At 44.7% G+C, this 16,318-nt stretch carries 19 protein-coding genes; 5 read left to right on the forward strand and 14 right to left on the reverse strand.

Annotation, left to right across the window (positions count from 1 at the left end):
• Positions 1-27 precede the first annotated feature (27 nt).
• From C1S73_RS24190 to C1S73_RS24200, 3 genes are all read right to left on the reverse strand, one after another.
• Positions 28-405: a VOC family protein gene (locus C1S73_RS24190; RefSeq protein WP_038871071.1), complete on the reverse strand. Its 378-nt coding sequence runs from the start codon at positions 403-405 to the stop codon at positions 28-30.
• Between the two features lie 185 nt (positions 406-590).
• Entirely contained in the window at positions 591-1,340 is a 750-nt protein-coding gene (locus C1S73_RS24195) for an acid phosphatase (RefSeq protein WP_038871074.1), read from the reverse strand.
• Between the two features lie 271 nt (positions 1,341-1,611).
• A complete protein-coding gene (locus tag C1S73_RS24200; protein ID WP_033006299.1) occupies positions 1,612-2,088 on the reverse strand; it encodes a YHS domain-containing (seleno)protein in 477 nt (158 codons plus the stop codon).
• Positions 2,089-2,198: 110 nt separating this feature from the next.
• On the opposite strand from C1S73_RS24200, the gene C1S73_RS24205 reads away from it, so the two are divergent.
• On the forward strand, positions 2,199-3,038 hold the full coding sequence (locus C1S73_RS24205) for an AraC family transcriptional regulator (protein WP_038871077.1): 840 nt from the start codon (positions 2,199-2,201) through the stop codon (positions 3,036-3,038).
• On the opposite strand, the gene C1S73_RS24210 is transcribed toward C1S73_RS24205, so the two are convergent.
• From C1S73_RS24210 to C1S73_RS24230, 5 genes are all read right to left on the reverse strand, one after another.
• Positions 3,025-3,375: a DUF3147 family protein gene (locus C1S73_RS24210; RefSeq protein WP_005440716.1), complete on the reverse strand. Its 351-nt coding sequence runs from the start codon at positions 3,373-3,375 to the stop codon at positions 3,025-3,027. The two genes, C1S73_RS24205 and C1S73_RS24210, sit on opposite strands and share 14 nt — an antisense overlap.
• A gap of 65 nt (positions 3,376-3,440) precedes the next feature.
• Positions 3,441-3,905, reverse strand: a complete 465-nt coding sequence (locus tag C1S73_RS24215; protein WP_038871081.1) for a GNAT family N-acetyltransferase — start codon at positions 3,903-3,905, stop codon at positions 3,441-3,443.
• 265 nt (positions 3,906-4,170) lie between these two features.
• Positions 4,171-5,706, reverse strand: a complete 1,536-nt coding sequence (locus C1S73_RS24220; RefSeq protein ID WP_038871084.1) for a BCCT family transporter — start codon at positions 5,704-5,706, stop codon at positions 4,171-4,173.
• Positions 5,693-6,595, reverse strand: coding sequence for a homocysteine S-methyltransferase family protein (locus C1S73_RS24225; protein ID WP_038871087.1), 903 nt, complete (start codon positions 6,593-6,595; stop codon positions 5,693-5,695). Before C1S73_RS24225 ends, C1S73_RS24220 begins: the two co-directional genes overlap by 14 nt.
• A 187-nt stretch (positions 6,596-6,782) precedes the next feature.
• Positions 6,783-7,208 (reverse strand): TraR/DksA C4-type zinc finger protein, encoded by a 426-nt coding sequence (locus C1S73_RS24230; protein ID WP_038871089.1) that lies wholly within the window; start codon positions 7,206-7,208, stop codon positions 6,783-6,785.
• A 190-nt stretch (positions 7,209-7,398) separates the two neighbouring features.
• On the opposite strand from C1S73_RS24230, the gene zigA reads away from it, so the two are divergent.
• On the forward strand, positions 7,399-8,598 hold the full coding sequence (gene zigA / locus C1S73_RS24235; protein ID WP_038871091.1) for a zinc metallochaperone GTPase ZigA: 1,200 nt from the start codon (positions 7,399-7,401) through the stop codon (positions 8,596-8,598).
• A gap of 147 nt (positions 8,599-8,745) precedes the next feature.
• Here zigA and C1S73_RS24240 read toward each other — a convergent pair whose 3' ends face one another.
• Entirely contained in the window at positions 8,746-9,960 is a 1,215-nt protein-coding gene (locus C1S73_RS24240) for a CobW family GTP-binding protein (protein ID WP_038871094.1), read from the reverse strand.
• Positions 9,961-10,233: 273 nt separating this feature from the next.
• Here C1S73_RS24240 and C1S73_RS27820 point away from each other — a divergent pair, with 273 nt between their 5' ends.
• On the forward strand, positions 10,234-10,398 hold the full coding sequence (locus C1S73_RS27820) for a hypothetical protein (RefSeq protein WP_158654991.1): 165 nt from the start codon (positions 10,234-10,236) through the stop codon (positions 10,396-10,398).
• A 186-nt stretch (positions 10,399-10,584) separates the two neighbouring features.
• Here the strand turns inward: C1S73_RS27820 and C1S73_RS24245 are convergent, their stop codons facing one another.
• Together C1S73_RS24245 and C1S73_RS24255 are read right to left on the reverse strand one after the other, a co-directional pair.
• Positions 10,585-11,214 (reverse strand): SGNH/GDSL hydrolase family protein, encoded by a 630-nt coding sequence (locus tag C1S73_RS24245; protein WP_038871097.1) that lies wholly within the window; start codon positions 11,212-11,214, stop codon positions 10,585-10,587.
• Positions 11,215-11,418: 204 nt separating this feature from the next.
• Entirely contained in the window at positions 11,419-12,264 is an 846-nt protein-coding gene (locus C1S73_RS24255) for an enoyl-CoA hydratase/isomerase family protein (protein WP_095760400.1), read from the reverse strand.
• A 326-nt stretch (positions 12,265-12,590) separates the two neighbouring features.
• On the opposite strand from C1S73_RS24255, the gene C1S73_RS24260 reads away from it, so the two are divergent.
• Positions 12,591-13,577, forward strand: coding sequence for a zinc-dependent alcohol dehydrogenase family protein (locus tag C1S73_RS24260; protein ID WP_038871731.1), 987 nt, complete (start codon positions 12,591-12,593; stop codon positions 13,575-13,577).
• 66 nt (positions 13,578-13,643) lie between these two features.
• Here C1S73_RS24260 and C1S73_RS24265 read toward each other — a convergent pair whose 3' ends face one another.
• Positions 13,644-14,084: a YtoQ family protein gene (locus C1S73_RS24265; protein ID WP_038871730.1), complete on the reverse strand. Its 441-nt coding sequence runs from the start codon at positions 14,082-14,084 to the stop codon at positions 13,644-13,646.
• A gap of 375 nt (positions 14,085-14,459) precedes the next feature.
• On the opposite strand from C1S73_RS24265, the gene C1S73_RS24270 reads away from it, so the two are divergent.
• Positions 14,460-15,065 carry a transcriptional regulator gene (locus tag C1S73_RS24270; RefSeq protein ID WP_038871729.1) on the forward strand — a complete coding sequence of 202 codons (606 nt, stop codon included), beginning with the start codon at positions 14,460-14,462 and terminating at the stop codon, positions 15,063-15,065.
• Positions 15,066-15,134: 69 nt separating this feature from the next.
• Here the strand turns inward: C1S73_RS24270 and C1S73_RS24275 are convergent, their stop codons facing one another.
• Positions 15,135-15,596: a hypothetical protein gene (locus C1S73_RS24275; RefSeq protein ID WP_038871728.1), complete on the reverse strand. Its 462-nt coding sequence runs from the start codon at positions 15,594-15,596 to the stop codon at positions 15,135-15,137.
• Entirely contained in the window at positions 15,593-16,279 is a 687-nt protein-coding gene (locus C1S73_RS24280) for a winged helix-turn-helix domain-containing protein (protein WP_038871726.1), read from the reverse strand. Before C1S73_RS24280 ends, C1S73_RS24275 begins: the two co-directional genes overlap by 4 nt.
• Positions 16,280-16,318: the final 39 nt, after the last annotated feature.

Consider the following 16,318-nt stretch of genomic DNA (forward strand, 5'->3'; position numbering starts at 1 on the left):
TCACCTCTGCTACTTTGCTTAGAGAGCTTAATTGTTAGCAACTCGCCAAGGCGGATTCTTTCGGTTCTCTCCAGCCCAATACAGCTTAAGCTCATTACCTGATGGGTCGTTTAGCATTGCTTCCCTCCACAGATAGTCTTTGTCGGTAGGTTCTTGAACAAACTCGATGCCTTTCCTCTTTAAGCTATCGACTAATGCATCAAGATCTTCGTGTTCAAAATAGATCACGCTGTTGCTTTTTGATTCTGGATCACCGAGATAAAGTGAAAAAGTGGCATCTCCGTCAAGGCACTCAAAGCGCGCATAGTTTTCTGTTTCAACAATCAAGTTGAACCCTAGCTTTTGATAAAACTCGATAGATAACTTGATGTCTTTCACGGTTAACAGCACTTGATTTAGATTCATAGAAGTTCCTTTTCCGATTGATTTCTTACCGATTCTGGTGGGTTGTTGTTTGAGGTTATGAAGATAAAACCTCAAGCTAACTTAAGGTCAAGGAGTGATTTCAGCCGTGATTAGAAGTCTATATAGCAAGAGCTCAAAATGAAAAAGGCGGCACTGTGGCCGCCTGTATCTGTATCGATTTATCGTTATTGGGTTAGCGCAACGTACTCTTGCTGCGCAGCTTGTAAATCCTCAGCAAATTGTTTATCTGCCTTTAGCTTATCAAACACGATGTGCGCCACTTTTTGCCCTGCTTCTACATCACTTATCCAGTGTGCGTTACAAACGACTCGACTGTAGCCATAATCCGCCCCCCGCTCTGTCAGTGCTTTTGCATTGTTCGGCGCAATTGCTGCGGCGACGAGTGAAACCCCGTAGCCTGATGCAGTATGACCAGAAGGGTATGATCCATCTTTAGATAGGTAGTCTTCGGCATAAGGTGTACAAGAAGGTAAGCCGTTTACCGCAAATGGACGCGCTTTGTTGTAGTGCTTTTTAGAGTCTGATGTCGCAAGACCAAAAGAAGCAATGCTACGTCCTAAAACGGTATACATCGCTGGGGTGTCTTCCTTAGTAATCTTCACGCCCAATACATCACCATAAATCTTGGCAAAGTATTCTGGAGTAATACGCGCGTCTTGTGTCGCTTGAGCCATTCTCGCTGGGTCATCAACTGAAAAGTCGATAGCCCCCACACGCTTATCTTCGATATCTTGTTTGCTGCCTTCTGCTGGTGGCGGTGCAATCAAATCTACCGTGTGTACCGTTTCAATGTATGGTTGATAAAACTGATAGTTTCCGTAGTCGATACGTTCAAGCGAATTGATGTCTGTTGGCGCAGAGAACACGTGAAATGCAGGTAAAGTTAGCGCTACGCAAATTAGAGCTTTCTTCATTTGCTTTCCCTCCAGAATTAAAGGTTTGTAGGAATATTATTAACAACTGAATCCAATATTATCCGCAGCCCTTTAGTGCTGGAAGTTATAACGATTATTCCTAAAAGTTAATAATGGAATGAAGCAACTAAATCATACTGCCACTTGGGCAACCTTGTGACAAAACACTGCCGTAGCTGGTCGTTGGACGTCCATTCCCTCGCCCCAATGCACAAAGGCGAACCAATTGGCTCGCCTTGAATATGTGAAGAAAGGATAAAAACGACGTCAGTTACAGCTTATCTGCATCAACAACTTTAATCGTTGTCCAGTTGGTGTTGGCATCTTGAATAAAGCCTTGCGTATCTTCTAGCCAGCGCTTCTGTACCGATTTATCCAAGTTTAGGTAGAGTTTGCCACCTTCAATCTTCCAAGCCTCTGGGTCAGTTTCAAACTTCTTGCCCATAGCAACACCAAATGCACAGTAACCACCGTATTGCGGCGCATACGCTTGAGGATCAGCTTTAAACTGGTCTCGGTTTGCTGCATTCACAAAGTGATAAATCGCATTGTTGTACGTAGCTGAATACTCGGCCTTTCCTTGAGTCGGGCCATTATCCGTGAAGTAAGCCACCGGATCGTAACCCTTGATAGCGAGATCATTTGCATCAACGCTCATGCCTACATCCGCAGCCATCAGTGAAAAACTGGTTCCGAGTAAAGCGGTCATTAAAGTGAGTTTTCGACCAGTTGATTTAATGCGTGACATAGTAAGCTCCTTGTCTGTGTTTGTTTGCCTTGTGTGAATAAATTAGCTAACTCTTCCGGTCTATAAAGGGACAAAAGACCAAAAAAGTACGCGAATCGTTCGGAGGTAACATGGATCTGTTGTCACAGCTGATGAAGCATTTCTCAATACGCACAGGTGTTTTCTATTCTGGACACTTGTGTGGCATCTCCTCGTTCCAAGCAGAGCACAGTAACCGAGGCCATTTGCATGTTTTGAATGCTGGCGAATTGATACTGACAAGCGCAAATGAGAAGGCTCAAAAGCTAACAGAGCCTTGCATCATTTATTTGCCAAACAATACGCCGCATAGAATTGAAGGAAACGAAGAAACAGAATTGGTTTGCGCCAATGTGGATTATCGAGGTGGGCAGATCAACCCTCTATTGTCTGTCTTGCCGGATGTCGTCGTTATCCCTTTTAACGCAGTGCCGAACCTAACTCCGGTCTTGGATATGCTGTCTTCGGAAGCAAGAGGAAATGGCATCGGACAAGAGTTTTTATTGGATAAGCTGAGCGATACCTTAATGGCGTTGATCTTTCGTTATCTTATCGAGGAAAAGCAAATTGAACACGGCTTGTTTGCAGCTCTCGCCCACCCTCGTTTAGCTCCCGTCATGACCGCCATTCATCAGCTCCCTGCCCGTCATTTTCATCTTAATGAATTGGCGTCATTGGCGGCCATGTCTCGCACTCAGTTTATTGAGACATTCAAACAAGCGGTTGGGGAGACTCCTGGAGATTATGTACAAAAATGGCGTGTATCCGTCGCCCAGTCTTTATTACTGCAAAATAAACCGCTCAACTGGGTGTCTGACAAGGTGGGATACCACAGCTACTCGGGCTTTTCTCGTGCTTTCCAAAATGTATCTGGTATGTCACCTCGCCAATGGGTACAACACCAAAAGGAAGACGAGCTTAAAGCAAGTTGATACCAAATTGTTTCGCGATCAAATTCGTTATCGCAAAACAAATTACGGATACAACACAGCTAATAAGCAAGGTAATCCAGAAGGAGTACTTACTCAGTAGATAAGGGAAAAGAAGAAACATTGGCAGTGTTGGTACAACAAACCAAAAGGTATAAAACGCGTGGTTAGACAGCTTCTCTGTGCCTTGCCCTTCGATATACATCCATACCAACGCCAATATGGTCACGGTTGGCAATGCAGCCACGAGCGCACCTAACCTATCACTTCGCTTAGCAACTTCAGAAATGAGGACCACAATCGCGGCGGTGGTTAAGTACTTTGTCACAATCCATAGCATTTTCGCTTCCTTGCTTACTTCGGACACTAACTAATCGATAATCTAGAAACCTACTCCAGTTGATTCTAGATGTTTTCTAAAGACTTACGGTACACCTTGGTCACATAACCAGACGGATCGTAAGCGTCTTCTATTCTATCCCAACCAAATTTTTCATAAAGGCCATCGTGGTCAGTCGTCAGATAAAGGCTTTGGAAGCCCATACTTTTAGTAGCATTCAACGCATGATTAAACAGCAATTCGCTCAATCGCTTGCCACGATGTTGTGGTTCGATAAACAAAGAGCTCAACCAGGGATATAAATCATGTCGGCTGACGAGATCATTAATGATCAGACCAAAACAGCCAACAATCTCACCTTCAGTGACCAACACATAAAACTGAGGGATGGCGTCTTCTTTCTTACTTGAATGCAGAATCGCATTTTCAAAGTACGCGTAATTGTCTTCCGAACCCCACTTTGCATGGATGTACTTAATGCACACTTCCACTCCCTGTGGATATTCATTCACGTTTAAAACTTGATACATGTTTATTCCTGTCAGATTAGGTATGCGAGTGTTTCTTCTGTGCAGCTCGTTTTGAATTGGTAAACATCATGCCGACTTTTTACTTTCACTTCAAAGCAATAACCGTGGCTTAGTTTGGAAATGAGAGGGTGTGTTTGTGTTTTACTTACTGATGAAGAACAACGCATCAAGTTAGCGCTCAGAGAAGAGATAAAACCAAAGTTGGTGGATGAAGCGATAGAAACCCTCTTCAAGTTTAAGCATGAAGAGGGTTTGTTGTTTGAGGCTAAGCAATCAGTTCTTGTGCTTCCACAGATGCTTCCGATTCTGGTTGCGAAGCTGTCTTGTCTTTCAGTTCCATCATCAGTTGTTTAACCAAGATTCCGTAGATAAACATCATCGGTAGTCCCGCCACCACGCACAAGGATTTAATGGTATTGATGCCACCACCCGTGAGGAATACGCTAAAGCTGATAAGTGCAATCGCCCCTGCCCACATCAGTTTGACCTTGTTATCTGGGTCTCCGTTTAGGGATAGCTGATTCGTGGTCAGCATCGAGGTGGCCACACTAGCGCTCGACATCGTAGTCAACATTAAGAAGAACTGAATCACCAAAAAGACCGCAAGAACCACATTGTTCGCTGGCAAAGTTTTGATCAACGAGACGACGGCAAACGTCAATCCACCATTGCTCATCCACTCTTGAACTGGGTAACCACCTAATAACTGTGCCCAAACCGCATAACCACCAAAGATTGAGATAAAGAACGCGCATCCCAGAGCGCCCATTGAGATGGTATACAAGATGACTTCACGGATGGTTCGGCCTCTCGATATACGCGTAATGAACAAACCCATCATGATTAAGTACGCGTAGTACCAAAACCAATAATATTGAGTCCATGCTTGAGGGAAACCACTCTTCTGCACTGGATCTGTCCAAAGAGACATGCGGAAGAAGCTATCTAACATGACTCCGAGTGAATCCGTTACATTGTTCAGCACAAATTGGGCATTTGATGAAAACAACACAAACAAGGCAAATAAAATCGCAGCGATGACCGTGTAATCGGATACCTTACTAATGCCTTTGTTGAAGCCCACCAGCGTCACTGCGAATAAAACTAATACGAATAAGAAGATGATGCCGCCTTGAAGCAACAAGTTATTCTCTATCCCAAATAACTCTGCCGCTCCTGTACTCAGCAACGTGACGGTTAACGCTAATGAACTCGCAAAAGCCGCGAGTGTTCCGAAGATGGCCAAAAGGTCAACGCATTTGCCCACGATTGGATTCTTACCTAGCACGGGTTCACATAGTGTAGAGAGTTTCAATGTACGGCGTTTTTGTACATAAAAAGCGTAAGCAAAAGGAATCGCAGGGAAACAGTAGATCGCCCACCCTGTTATCCCCCAATGGAACATTGAATAGGTGACTGACCACGCCGCTGCAGTGTAACTGTTCGCTTCAGCAAAGAGCGGTGGCGATTGCAGGTAGTACATTGGCTCTCCAATCCCCCAATAAATGAGCGATGCACCAACACCAGCCGTAAAGATCATGCCACCAAAAGAGAAGTTCGAATACTCTGGCTTTCCTTCGCCTAATCGAATGTCGCCGTACTGGGAATACGCCAACCAAAGTAGAAAGCCAACAAGAGCAAGACTGCAGATTTGCACCAACCAGCCAAACCAATCGGTTACAAACGTCATTGCGTTGTTCGCCATAGCTTGAGACTGCTCAGGGAACATCGAAGAGACAAGTAAAATAAGCAGGACAGTGCCAATCGCAGGAATGGTGAGTCCGAGATTAAGATTCTTCAAGGCTGTCTCTCCACGCTGTCAGTTCTATAATATGACTAGGCTCAATGCCACAACAGCCGCCAATGATACTCGCCCCTAAGCGATGCCACGTTTTCGCGTATTCCAAATATTCTGTTGGAGAGAAATTTCTAAGCCCTTGGTATGACTCATTCGCTTGGTGATTCGCTTTAATGGGCGCAAAGCTGTTCGCGTAGACACCAATAGTTAACGTCGTCCCAGTCCGCTCCAATACCTGATTCACATCTCTGATCGCTTGTTCAATCACTTCAGGAATTGAGCAGTTGAAGAAAATACCGGTCGCATTAGTATCAAGAAGCGCCTCAACGGCGTCAGTAACAAGCTCACCAGAGCGCAGACGCGAGACTTCGCTGACTTCATCTTCTAACGTGAAAGAGATATAAACTGGCTTCTCGGTTTTAGACAGAACTTGGCTGATCACCCGCGCTTCACCAAGGCTTGCGACAGTTTCCGCCAACCAAATGTCAACATGTGGCTCTTGCGCTTCAAATAGAGTTACACTGATGTCGTAAGCGCTCTTTTCCTCAAATAAATCAGGTCGATAAGAGCCAAAGGCAGGAGGTATCGCGCCAGCAACAAGCACTTCTTTTTGTGACACGGTCACGACATCACGAGCAATTTTCGCGGCTTTCTCTGCCAACTCGCGTCCCTGTTTTGCATACAAATCTTCACCTAGATGAAACGGAACACAGGCATAACTGTTGACGGTAATGATTTGTGCACCTGCATCAATAAAACCTTGGTGCGCTTGCGTAACATGCTGTGGGGATTCGATAAGTGCTTGAGCACTCCAGAGAGGTTGAGAAAAAGGAGCACCGATGCGTTTTAGCTCGCGCCCCATACCACCATCCAATATTGTAAGATTTACCATTTAGACATCCATACCGCTAAAATCTATCTGGCTATTCAATCACAATATGACGTAAGTGAAAGTTACATTTCCTCACACGCAACATGAAGAAGATTCATGTTGAGTGAAAAAAGTAATACCTTGCAAGTTATTATGCGACGCAGAGGGATTTAAAACCCACTTTATCCCTATTTACTTGGGTGACATTTTACTCTCTATACCAGTGCTCTTTTGACTCCATTTGGGCTTTTACTTCTGCACTATATTCAGCAGTAGGTCGCGCCAATAACCTTGGAATACCGATAGGTTCTCCGGATTCTAAACAGTAGCCATATTCCCCTGCGCGCAAGCGAGCCAACGATTGCTGAATCTTAGGTAACAGCTTTTGCTCTCTGTCTATGATTCTTAATGCGATTGCAGATTGCTCTTCACTGGACGCCCTATCGCTTTCGTCACTGAATTCCATTGGCGCAATCATCTCTTCTTTCGCACGTTCAATATGCGCTAACGTCGATTCATAAAGCTCAAATAATCGGTTTTCAAAAAACGCGAGCTGAGCTTGATTCATATAATCCGCCTCGGGCGCTGCAAGAATTTCTTCTTCTGTCATGACATGCTTTTTCTCTTCGTTCATAGAACCTCCACACCGAGATAAGAGTTCGATCTCTAAATTCTGTACATCTGAATCTGTATAACTTAACGACGAATGAATGCGCCAATAAGGTGCAGTACTCGACACAGTCACAAACTGCTTGATGCCAGAGTTAAGATCACCGACTATATTAATTGTTATATTATAACATTACACTATAAAGAGCATGAGCATGAACACCCAGAAACTCCCTGTTACGGTTTTATCCGGCTTTCTAGGCGCAGGAAAAACAACCGTTTTAAGTCATATTCTTAACAATAGACAAGGCAGAAAAGTCGCGGTCATCGTCAACGACATGAGCGAAGTCAACATCGATGCGGCAACTGTTCAGAATGAAGTTTCTCTCAACCACAGTGAAGAAAAGTTGGTTGAAATGAGTAACGGCTGCATCTGTTGTACCCTGCGTGAAGATCTACTTGAAGAAGTCACTAAACTCGCGCAAGAAGGCAGATTCGATTACTTAGTTATCGAGTCCACCGGCATCGCCGAGCCACTCCCCGTTGCAGAGACTTTTACGTTTGCTGATGAAAACGGGCTATCACTTTCAGACGTTGCACGTTTAGACACCATGGTTACGGTGGTTGATGCGGTTAACTTTTTGCGTGATTACGATGAAGCTAAGTTCTTAACAGAGACCGCCGAATCCTTAGGTGAAGACGATGAACGCAGCGTCGCCGACTTGCTCGTTGATCAAGTAGAGTTCGCTGACGTTATCTTGATAAGTAAAACCGACCTCGCTGAGAAATCAGAAATCGAAAGGCTTCTTGCGATTCTTAGAACTCTCAATACATCCGCCACCATCCTTCCTATCTCGAATGGTGAAGTAGAACTTGATGCGGTACTCGACACACAAAGCTTCAGTTTTGAAAAGGCACAACAAGCCCCAGGTTGGTTGAAGGAAATGCGAGGCGAGCACATACCTGAAACCGAAGAATACGGCATTTCCAGCTTTGCCTATCATGCGAGACGCCCTTTCCATCCAGAGAAGTTTTACGACTTCCTCCACAATGCGAAAGATTACGGCAAACTGATTCGTTCCAAGGGTTATTTTTGGCTAGCAACCAGACCAGAGTTTGTCGGTCAATGGAGCCAAGCGGGAGGCATCGCACGTTATGGTGTTGCGGGTATGTTTTGGAAAGCGATTCCGAAGGAGGAATGGCCGACGGATCAAGATTACCTCGATGCTATAAACGACATTTGGCAAGAACCTTATGGCGATATGCGACAAGAATTGGTGTTTATTGGTCAGGGATTAGAGCAAGAGAAATTGATTGCTCGTCTTAACGAATGCTTGTTAACAGAAGATGAGATGGAGCAAGGACTCGACTATTGGTTATCTCTGGAAGACCCTTTCCCTGAATGGGAACAGTAAACCACTGAGAGACAAAAAAGCCTCCCACCATTCGGGAGGCTTTTTCGTTACACAGAGCCACTTTTGTTATACCGATCCAACGCAGCAAGTCCGCCTTGGAACAAGCTGAGATTCAAACATGCGGCGAGGGAACCCTCACCAGTACATTCAAAGCATCTTCTTCTGGCTCAACTTAGCTATTTTCTTTGGCCAAGGATCTTCAAATGTTGCCCCTTGTTGCCATTGCTCCAATTCCGCTTCCGTTAAAAAGCAGTTTTCCAGCGCATCAATAAACACATCGACTTCGTTTTCTTGCCCAATCACCGTTAAGCGACAACGACGATCACCAAAGCGGCTTTCAACACTGTCTATCTTATCTTGCAGGATTTGACGATGCTCTTCAGTGAAGTTTTGCGATTCGTCATTGATTACCGAAGCACGCCAAAAGCCTGTAATTTCAAGCCCCACGTTGCCGTTTGCTTGGCTCCAAAGCAGTGAAACATCGTCTCGAGTTGGGAACCAAAAGAACCCTTTACTACGGAATACACCTTTAGTTAAATACTGATGGCAGGTATTCCACAAACGCGCAGGATGAAAAGGCCGATCGTCTTTGATCACTTTGGCGACAAGGCTTTGTTCGTCTTTATCAGAGAGATTCCACGGCTCATTCACCGTCTCACGAAGTTCTGCGATTAGCTGCTCAACGAGGAAGAAGTTGTAGTCTTGCTCACCTTTCAACATGCGGATATCCAAGTTTCCCCATGACGTTTTGATTATCTCGGTGTAAACGTTAAGCGGGTGAATCGCCTGCGCGATGTTGCGAACGGTATTGTCATCCACTTTGTCCGTCTTAGTGAGCATGACTCGGTTTGAGAACATGAGTTGCTCTACCAACAAGTTTTCAACGCCGCGAACACCCTGCTGTACGTTCTCCTGCCACTTCGGAATTAACGCAGAACCTTGTCGATAGTCATCTCGCAACCAAGTCGCATCCACCAACGTAATCACGTCTTTGAGTGCGAATTGTGCGTTATTTTTGAAATACTCAACCAAAGGCAAAGGATGACTACTGCCCGATGTTTCAATCACAATCCATTCTGGCGATTTTTCTACGCATAGCTTTTTAAGGGCTGTATCGAGCTGCTTTACACCACTCGGGCTGCTGATACTGTCTCCACTGATCGTGACAAAGTTGCCCTGCTCTTCACTCACCGCATCGGTATTTAAGATAAGCACGCCATCAACGTCTAACTCACTCATATCATTCACAATAACGGAAAGATCAATACCAGAAGAATCGGCTTGTTGAAGAATATTGCGTAAAAACGTGGTTTTCCCTGACCCGAGAAACCCATGCAAAATGGTGACTGGAATTGATGGCATACCTTTGACCTACAAACTCTGAATAAACACATGTTATAACATAACAATTTGATGAGTTATAGAAGGAATCCAATTGCTGTCTTAGACCCAAAGCTTAAGAATCGGTAAAGACCACAGAGACTGATTTTTCAGAACTCGCCTTCGTTTCTCAGCACGTTTCATCACCAGCAAAGGTCTGGCTATTGATAAAAATAATAAGTGGTTACAAAACGACCATTGCTTTGTTTATAAAATTGGAGAAAGATGACAATACAGCGATTTATAGGAGGTGGTGTGATGACTTTAGTTCTTACCGTTCTTATTTTCCTAAGTTGTATTGCGATGCTCGCAATTGGTGTGATGTTCTCACGTAAGCCGATCAAAGGCGGAGGTTGTTGCAAAGCGTCCGATGTTGCGGATGTGGGCGCACGTAAAAGGCAGTCTCGCAAGGATACATAGAATTCCAGCACACGAGTGCCCAGATAGCGGTTTTGCCTCGATGTAAGCACTTTACAATTGGTGAGTACGCCAACCAGATACGTCACCACCTTTAGGGCACAGCGCATACTCGCACTGCTTCTCAACCTTTTCAATACAGGCTTTTCCTTAGACGAAAAGCCTTTTGTATCTGAAATCTTTTAGAAACTATGATTTTTGAAAAGCCGCTAACACCATGGGTTGCAGTGCTTTAGCCAATTTTTCATGCTGGTCTTGTTGCCAATGAATTCCTTCGCTAGGACAAGATTCCACCACGGTTCCGGCATCAAAAAATGCACATCCCAGTTCCTGTGCTCGGTTTCGATAATGAAAGCCAAACTCTTTGGACTTCTCCGCCCCGCCAATAAACATACTGCCGAAGAAACCAATCTCATGCACGGGTGGCGGCGCGACTAATAGAACTTGCGGCGCTTCCCGCTTTGCCCAGTTATCAAAGTTAAGAACCTCTTGCGCTAAGCGAGCTGCCCCACGAGAGATATCGAAAGCGGATAAACCCAAGCAGTTTTTCATGTCGTTCGTGCCGAGCATAATGATGACCAAGTCAGGCAGATGAGATTCCAAGCAAGGGCGTAAATAGCGCAGACCATTTTTCTCACCTTCAAAAGGGTCATCGTGCACTGTGGTTCGCCCCGGTTGCCCTTCCTCTATGACCTCATAGCCGTCCGGTAGAGACATTCGTAACAAGGATGGCCATCGCTCGTTTAGTCCGTAACGGCGGTCTTCATTCGGTACTGCGCCCCAGGTATTTGAATCGCCAAAACAAAGTATGGTCGGCATTAAACGTGTTCCTCACTAAAACTATCGCTTTGCAGTCTATCAAAAACGTTGTTCAAGTCTGTGAATTAATTCGAAAGTTCATTCCCATAAACAAGCTCGATTGGCCTGCGATTTTAAGAACGATAAAGCAAAAACCAATGAACACAAAAAGGCGAACCACTTGGCTCGCCTTTCTAGTGCTTAATAAGAAACTAACGCAACAGCTTAGTTGATGTCTTGTACCTTCATCACCAAGTCTTCCCAATTGCGTTGGTTCTCGATGTCATGCTCTAAGCCTTGATCATCGGCAATTTGAAAACGCTTAACTGCTGGCGTCTTGCTCGTTGCCTGGTAAAGCCAGTAGGCTTCGGCTTTCAATGCTTCATCAATTGGCTTGTCGATTGACTCGTACACCATCTGTTTACATGCATTGATAGATTCAGCCGGGAACTTAGAAATTCGCTGCGCCAATGCATCAACATAAGGGCCAATTTCATCGGGTTCTAACGCTTTGTTGATGGTGCCGTACGCTTCTGCTTCATCCGCATCGAAGTCACGAGCGCTCAAGATGATCTCTAGGGCACGACCTAAACCCACCTGACGCGCCATACGAGATGCACCGCCGCCACAAGGCAAGATGCCCATACCCACTTCCATCTGCATGAATTTGTATTTACCGCGAGCGGCAAAACGCATATCACAGGCCAATGCAAATTCATGACCGCCACCACGGGCAAAGCCTTCTAGTTTTGCAATTGTGGCTTGTGGTAGCTTGCTGATTCTTTCAAGAACCGCTTGAAGATCGAGTAACTTCGCTTCTTCGCGAGAAACAGCCTCTGTGGATATCTCTTTAAGCAATTCGGTATCGTAATGACAAACCCAAATCTCCGGGTTGGCTGATTGGAATACAACCACTTTGACACTACGATCACGTTCTAATCGCAGTGCTAACCCATTCAAATCCGCCAACATTTCCTGCCCTTGCACGTTTACCGTACCAAAATCAAACGTGACATAAAGAATTGCGTCTTCTTGCTTTGCAGTAAACGTTTTGTAGCCTTCGTAAGCCATATCCACTTCCTTTTTCCAATAAAATCATTAGGTTGCTATTTTTCAAAGCAACGCAATTAACGTTACGCCTCTAAAAAACATCAAACAATGACGCATAAAAAGAAACAGTATCTACGAAAACTAAAAGGTGATTTCCCCAATAACGGCTAGCAACAAATCACGCAAATCTGATCTCTACTCTCAATTGGTGAGTAAGTAACTCTGCGGTTTATTACTCGTATTATTATCAACAAAAACTTAAAACTGATTTCTTTTTCAGCCCAATTATCAATTTTGAAATCGCGCCTATACTGAATCCATACAAACGCACAACCGAGGAAATCATAATGAAAGCAGCCGTAATTCGTCAGTTTGGTAGTTCAGAAGTATTTGAAACAGCAGACGTACAAAAACCGGAAGTTAAAGCGGGCCACGTCTTAGTTAAAGTCGCTGCATCAAGCGTTAATACTGTTGACATGATGCTGCGTGAAATGGGCGAAGGTTTACCCTTCCACCCACAACTTCCGGGCATTTTAGGGATGGACTTCGCAGGTACGGTTGAAACCGTTGGTGAAGGTGTTACCGAGTACGCGATTGGCGATGAGGTTTATGGTTGTGCGGGTGGCCTCGGTGACCTTCAAGGTTCTCTAGCGGAATACATGGTGGCAGACGCAGACCTTATCGCTCACAAGCCAAGCAACCTTTCTATGCGTGAAGCGGCGGCAATTCCATTGGTTGGCATTACGGCTTACGAAGGTTTAATTCGCGCTGGTGTTCGCCAAGGCCAAAAAGTACTGGTTCATGGCGGCGCAGGTGGTGTTGGCCACATCGCACTGCAGCTTGCTCGTCACATGGGTGCTGAAGTCTTCGCAACTGGCTCTACGGGTGTGAAGAATGACCTGATTACTGAGCTTGGTGCAACCGCGATTGATTACCGTACTGAGTCAGTAGCCGATTACGTTGCGAAACACACCTCTGGTGCTGGTTTTGATGTAGTCTTCGATTCAGTTGGCGGTGCAAACCTAACTAACTCGTTTGATGCAGCAAAACTCAACGGCCAAGTTGCAACAACCGTGTCTTTGCATGAGCAAGATTTAAGTACCGTTCACATGAAAGGCTTGTCATTGCACGTGGTATTTATGCTTATTCCGATGATCCACAATGTTGGTCGACGCGAGCATGCCATCATCCTAAAAGAGTTAGCCAAGATTGCAGAATCAGGCGCACTAAAACCGGTTCTCGATGAACACGAGTTTACCCTTGAGCAAGCTGGCGCTGCGCATGATCGTCTAGCCAGTGGTCAAGCGATTGGTAAAGTCGTCGTGAATATCTAAGTTTTGTCTTAGTGACATTAACAGCACAATTCAAAAAGACCTCCGTGATGGAGGTCTTTTTTTTAGTTATGGAGTCACGGTGTACGCAATTAACTCGACGATCTGTTCTGGCGTTGTTGCCCATGCTTGCGCTGAAGCATCAACTTCTTTAAGTGCATGGACAATGTTTTCATCATGCAAAGTGATGTAAGGCTTACCTAAAGCGGCACAGAAGCCTGCATCAAACGCCGCATTCCACTGCTTGTATTTATCCCCAAATCGAATCACGGCAAGGTCGCAAGACTTAATGGCGGTCTGAATTCGAATCGCATTTACTTTCGCTGATTTATGATCGCGCCAAAAAGGATTGTCTTCCGAGCCCAAACCATCGCCCGCTGCATCGCTGGATTCATGATGCGTGTTGGCAGAGATAAACGACACATTCAGATCTTTTGCTTCACAGCCTTTGATGATTTGCTCACGCCAGTCGGTGTGGATCTCACCCGACAAATACACTTTTAACTTCATAATCACTCACATTGTTTTTGTTATGTGCTTGAATTTAAACCGCATGCACACGCCATTTACAAGGTTCTAAGCGCATATCTGTGAATCTGGCATTAAATGCCAAGTTAAAAACAGGCAACGGAATTTCCCGTATTACAACGATAGGTTTGCGTAGGAAGCATTAAAAGTACGAATTTTCAGCCGCTTACCAAAGCGCAAAAAACCATAAATTATTATAAAAACGAACTTTGACCTTTTTTCCGCAACATTCTGCGCAATTCGTTTCTCTTTTTGTTCATCAGTATCTAGCTTAGCCACCACTTTCACCACGATGTGAAAGAGCACAAAGGTAACAACGAGTTATCAATTAGCAGCTATTACACTAGGAAATACATGATGCAAAATAAGACAGCAGCACTTTTCGCTCTAGCAGCATTAACAGCAGCAACAACGTTCAACGTTAACGCAGCAGTAAAATACGAACCGTTTGTTGGTATTGATGCTGGCGCACGCTTAAGTGGTCAAGCTGAATCGAAATATGACGGAAAAGAAGAGCACCTAGACCTAAAATCATCAATGGTATTTGGCGTGGAAGGTGGTGTAATCCTTAACCAAGCGCATCAGTTCAGCATCGGTTATGACTACCGTGGAGTAAGTCTTGACTACAGCGACGATGACCTTGAAGTTGGCACGCTATACGCACAATACGATTACCTTGTACCTATCACGCAAAAACTGGCATGGACCATTGGTGGCAAGCTTGGCTACGAGATGTATAACTCAGATTCTGATGGCGCGGACGAGCTAAATGGCGTCGTTCTGGGCGCGCAAACAGGACTAAACTACCGCTTTAACGCTTGGAGCGTGGGTACTGAAGTAAGCTACCTGCACCACACAAATGAGGTCGAATATTCAGAGACCTACAACGGCCAGAAACATACTTCATCATATAAGATTGGTGACGAAGTACTGCTAACAGCAAATGTGAAATACCACTTCTAATAACAACAACCTTAGTTGGCTTCTTCTCCCGGGAAACCGGGAGTTTTTTTCGTTTTAAAAAGTAAATAATTACCAAACTCGGCTCAGCATTAAGTGATTTCGTTCTCGCGCTATCACATCAAGATTTTCATCGTGATAGATGAGTTGGTTCTTAGACGTACCAGAAAGAAACAGGGAGCTGTAGCCCGCCGCTTGGTAACCATCCAATACCTTAGTCGTTTGAATCGGCTCAGTCTTATAGAAAAACTCAAATTCGCCATTAAATGACTTGGTGATTTTACCTGTGACCGCAAAGAGCGCAACGCCCTCTAGACCATCTCCCTCTATGGATATCGTTGACTCTAGGTTTTCGTTATTTAAATCAACTTCTATGCGTTCTTTCCAAACACCGTTGTCCGCTGAGTATTGTTGTACGGTGGTGGTGTATCTTCCACTAAGCAGAAGCTTCTTACCACTCACGTATAACGAAACACTGTAAAGCATAGAAGCGAGTAAAAACAAACCAATCCAAGGTCTCAAACTGCGTATCATCCGAGCTCCTTAATTACCTTAGGGAGTGTCTCCACTTCAAACAGATAGTTCTCGCTACGTCGGTGCACGTTGTCGTAAACCGATAGGGTGTAAAGTCCTTCTGTTTGTGCCACAGAATAGAAACAATCACATTTGGAATGTTCAATTAAAGATTCTATCTTCAATGGTAATACCATCCCTTTTGGCTTAAGTACCCGATGGTGGTTGAGTTCCATGATCTCATAACCATCATGGCGATAAGAAACCAAATGCGTGTTGGTGACCCTAGAGAAATTGAAGAAAGACAACACTATGAGAACTAGAGAAACAGACGCCAGCAAGGCTTTCGCTAATGTAAGTGAATTGAAAGCACAACGAGTTGACGTTGATTCATTGGCTCCCGCACAGCTGCAATAGAGCATGTATCCGACACCCGCAATGGTTCGTAGCTCTACGCAATCAGAGATAGCAATGGCAAGCCTCAGCTTTTGCACCGACTTTTGCAGGGAAGAGTCCGTTACAATGGTATCCGGCCACCCTGCTTGTTTGAGCGTTTCTTTATCAAGAACTTGACTTGCATTGTCCAGAAACGCTTTAAATAAAAGACATTCGTTGTAATTTAATGAACGTTCTAAACGATCTGTTCTGACGCTCATCTTTTCGATGTCGAATACCAAATCGTCACAAGTGTACTGCTTACTCACTTTACTTTGCCCGAGAGGTCTTGCTTAAAAGGCCGAGCA

This window comes from Vibrio jasicida 090810c (genome assembly GCF_002887615.1).
Taxonomy (GTDB): Bacteria; Pseudomonadota; Gammaproteobacteria; order Enterobacterales; family Vibrionaceae; genus Vibrio; species Vibrio jasicida.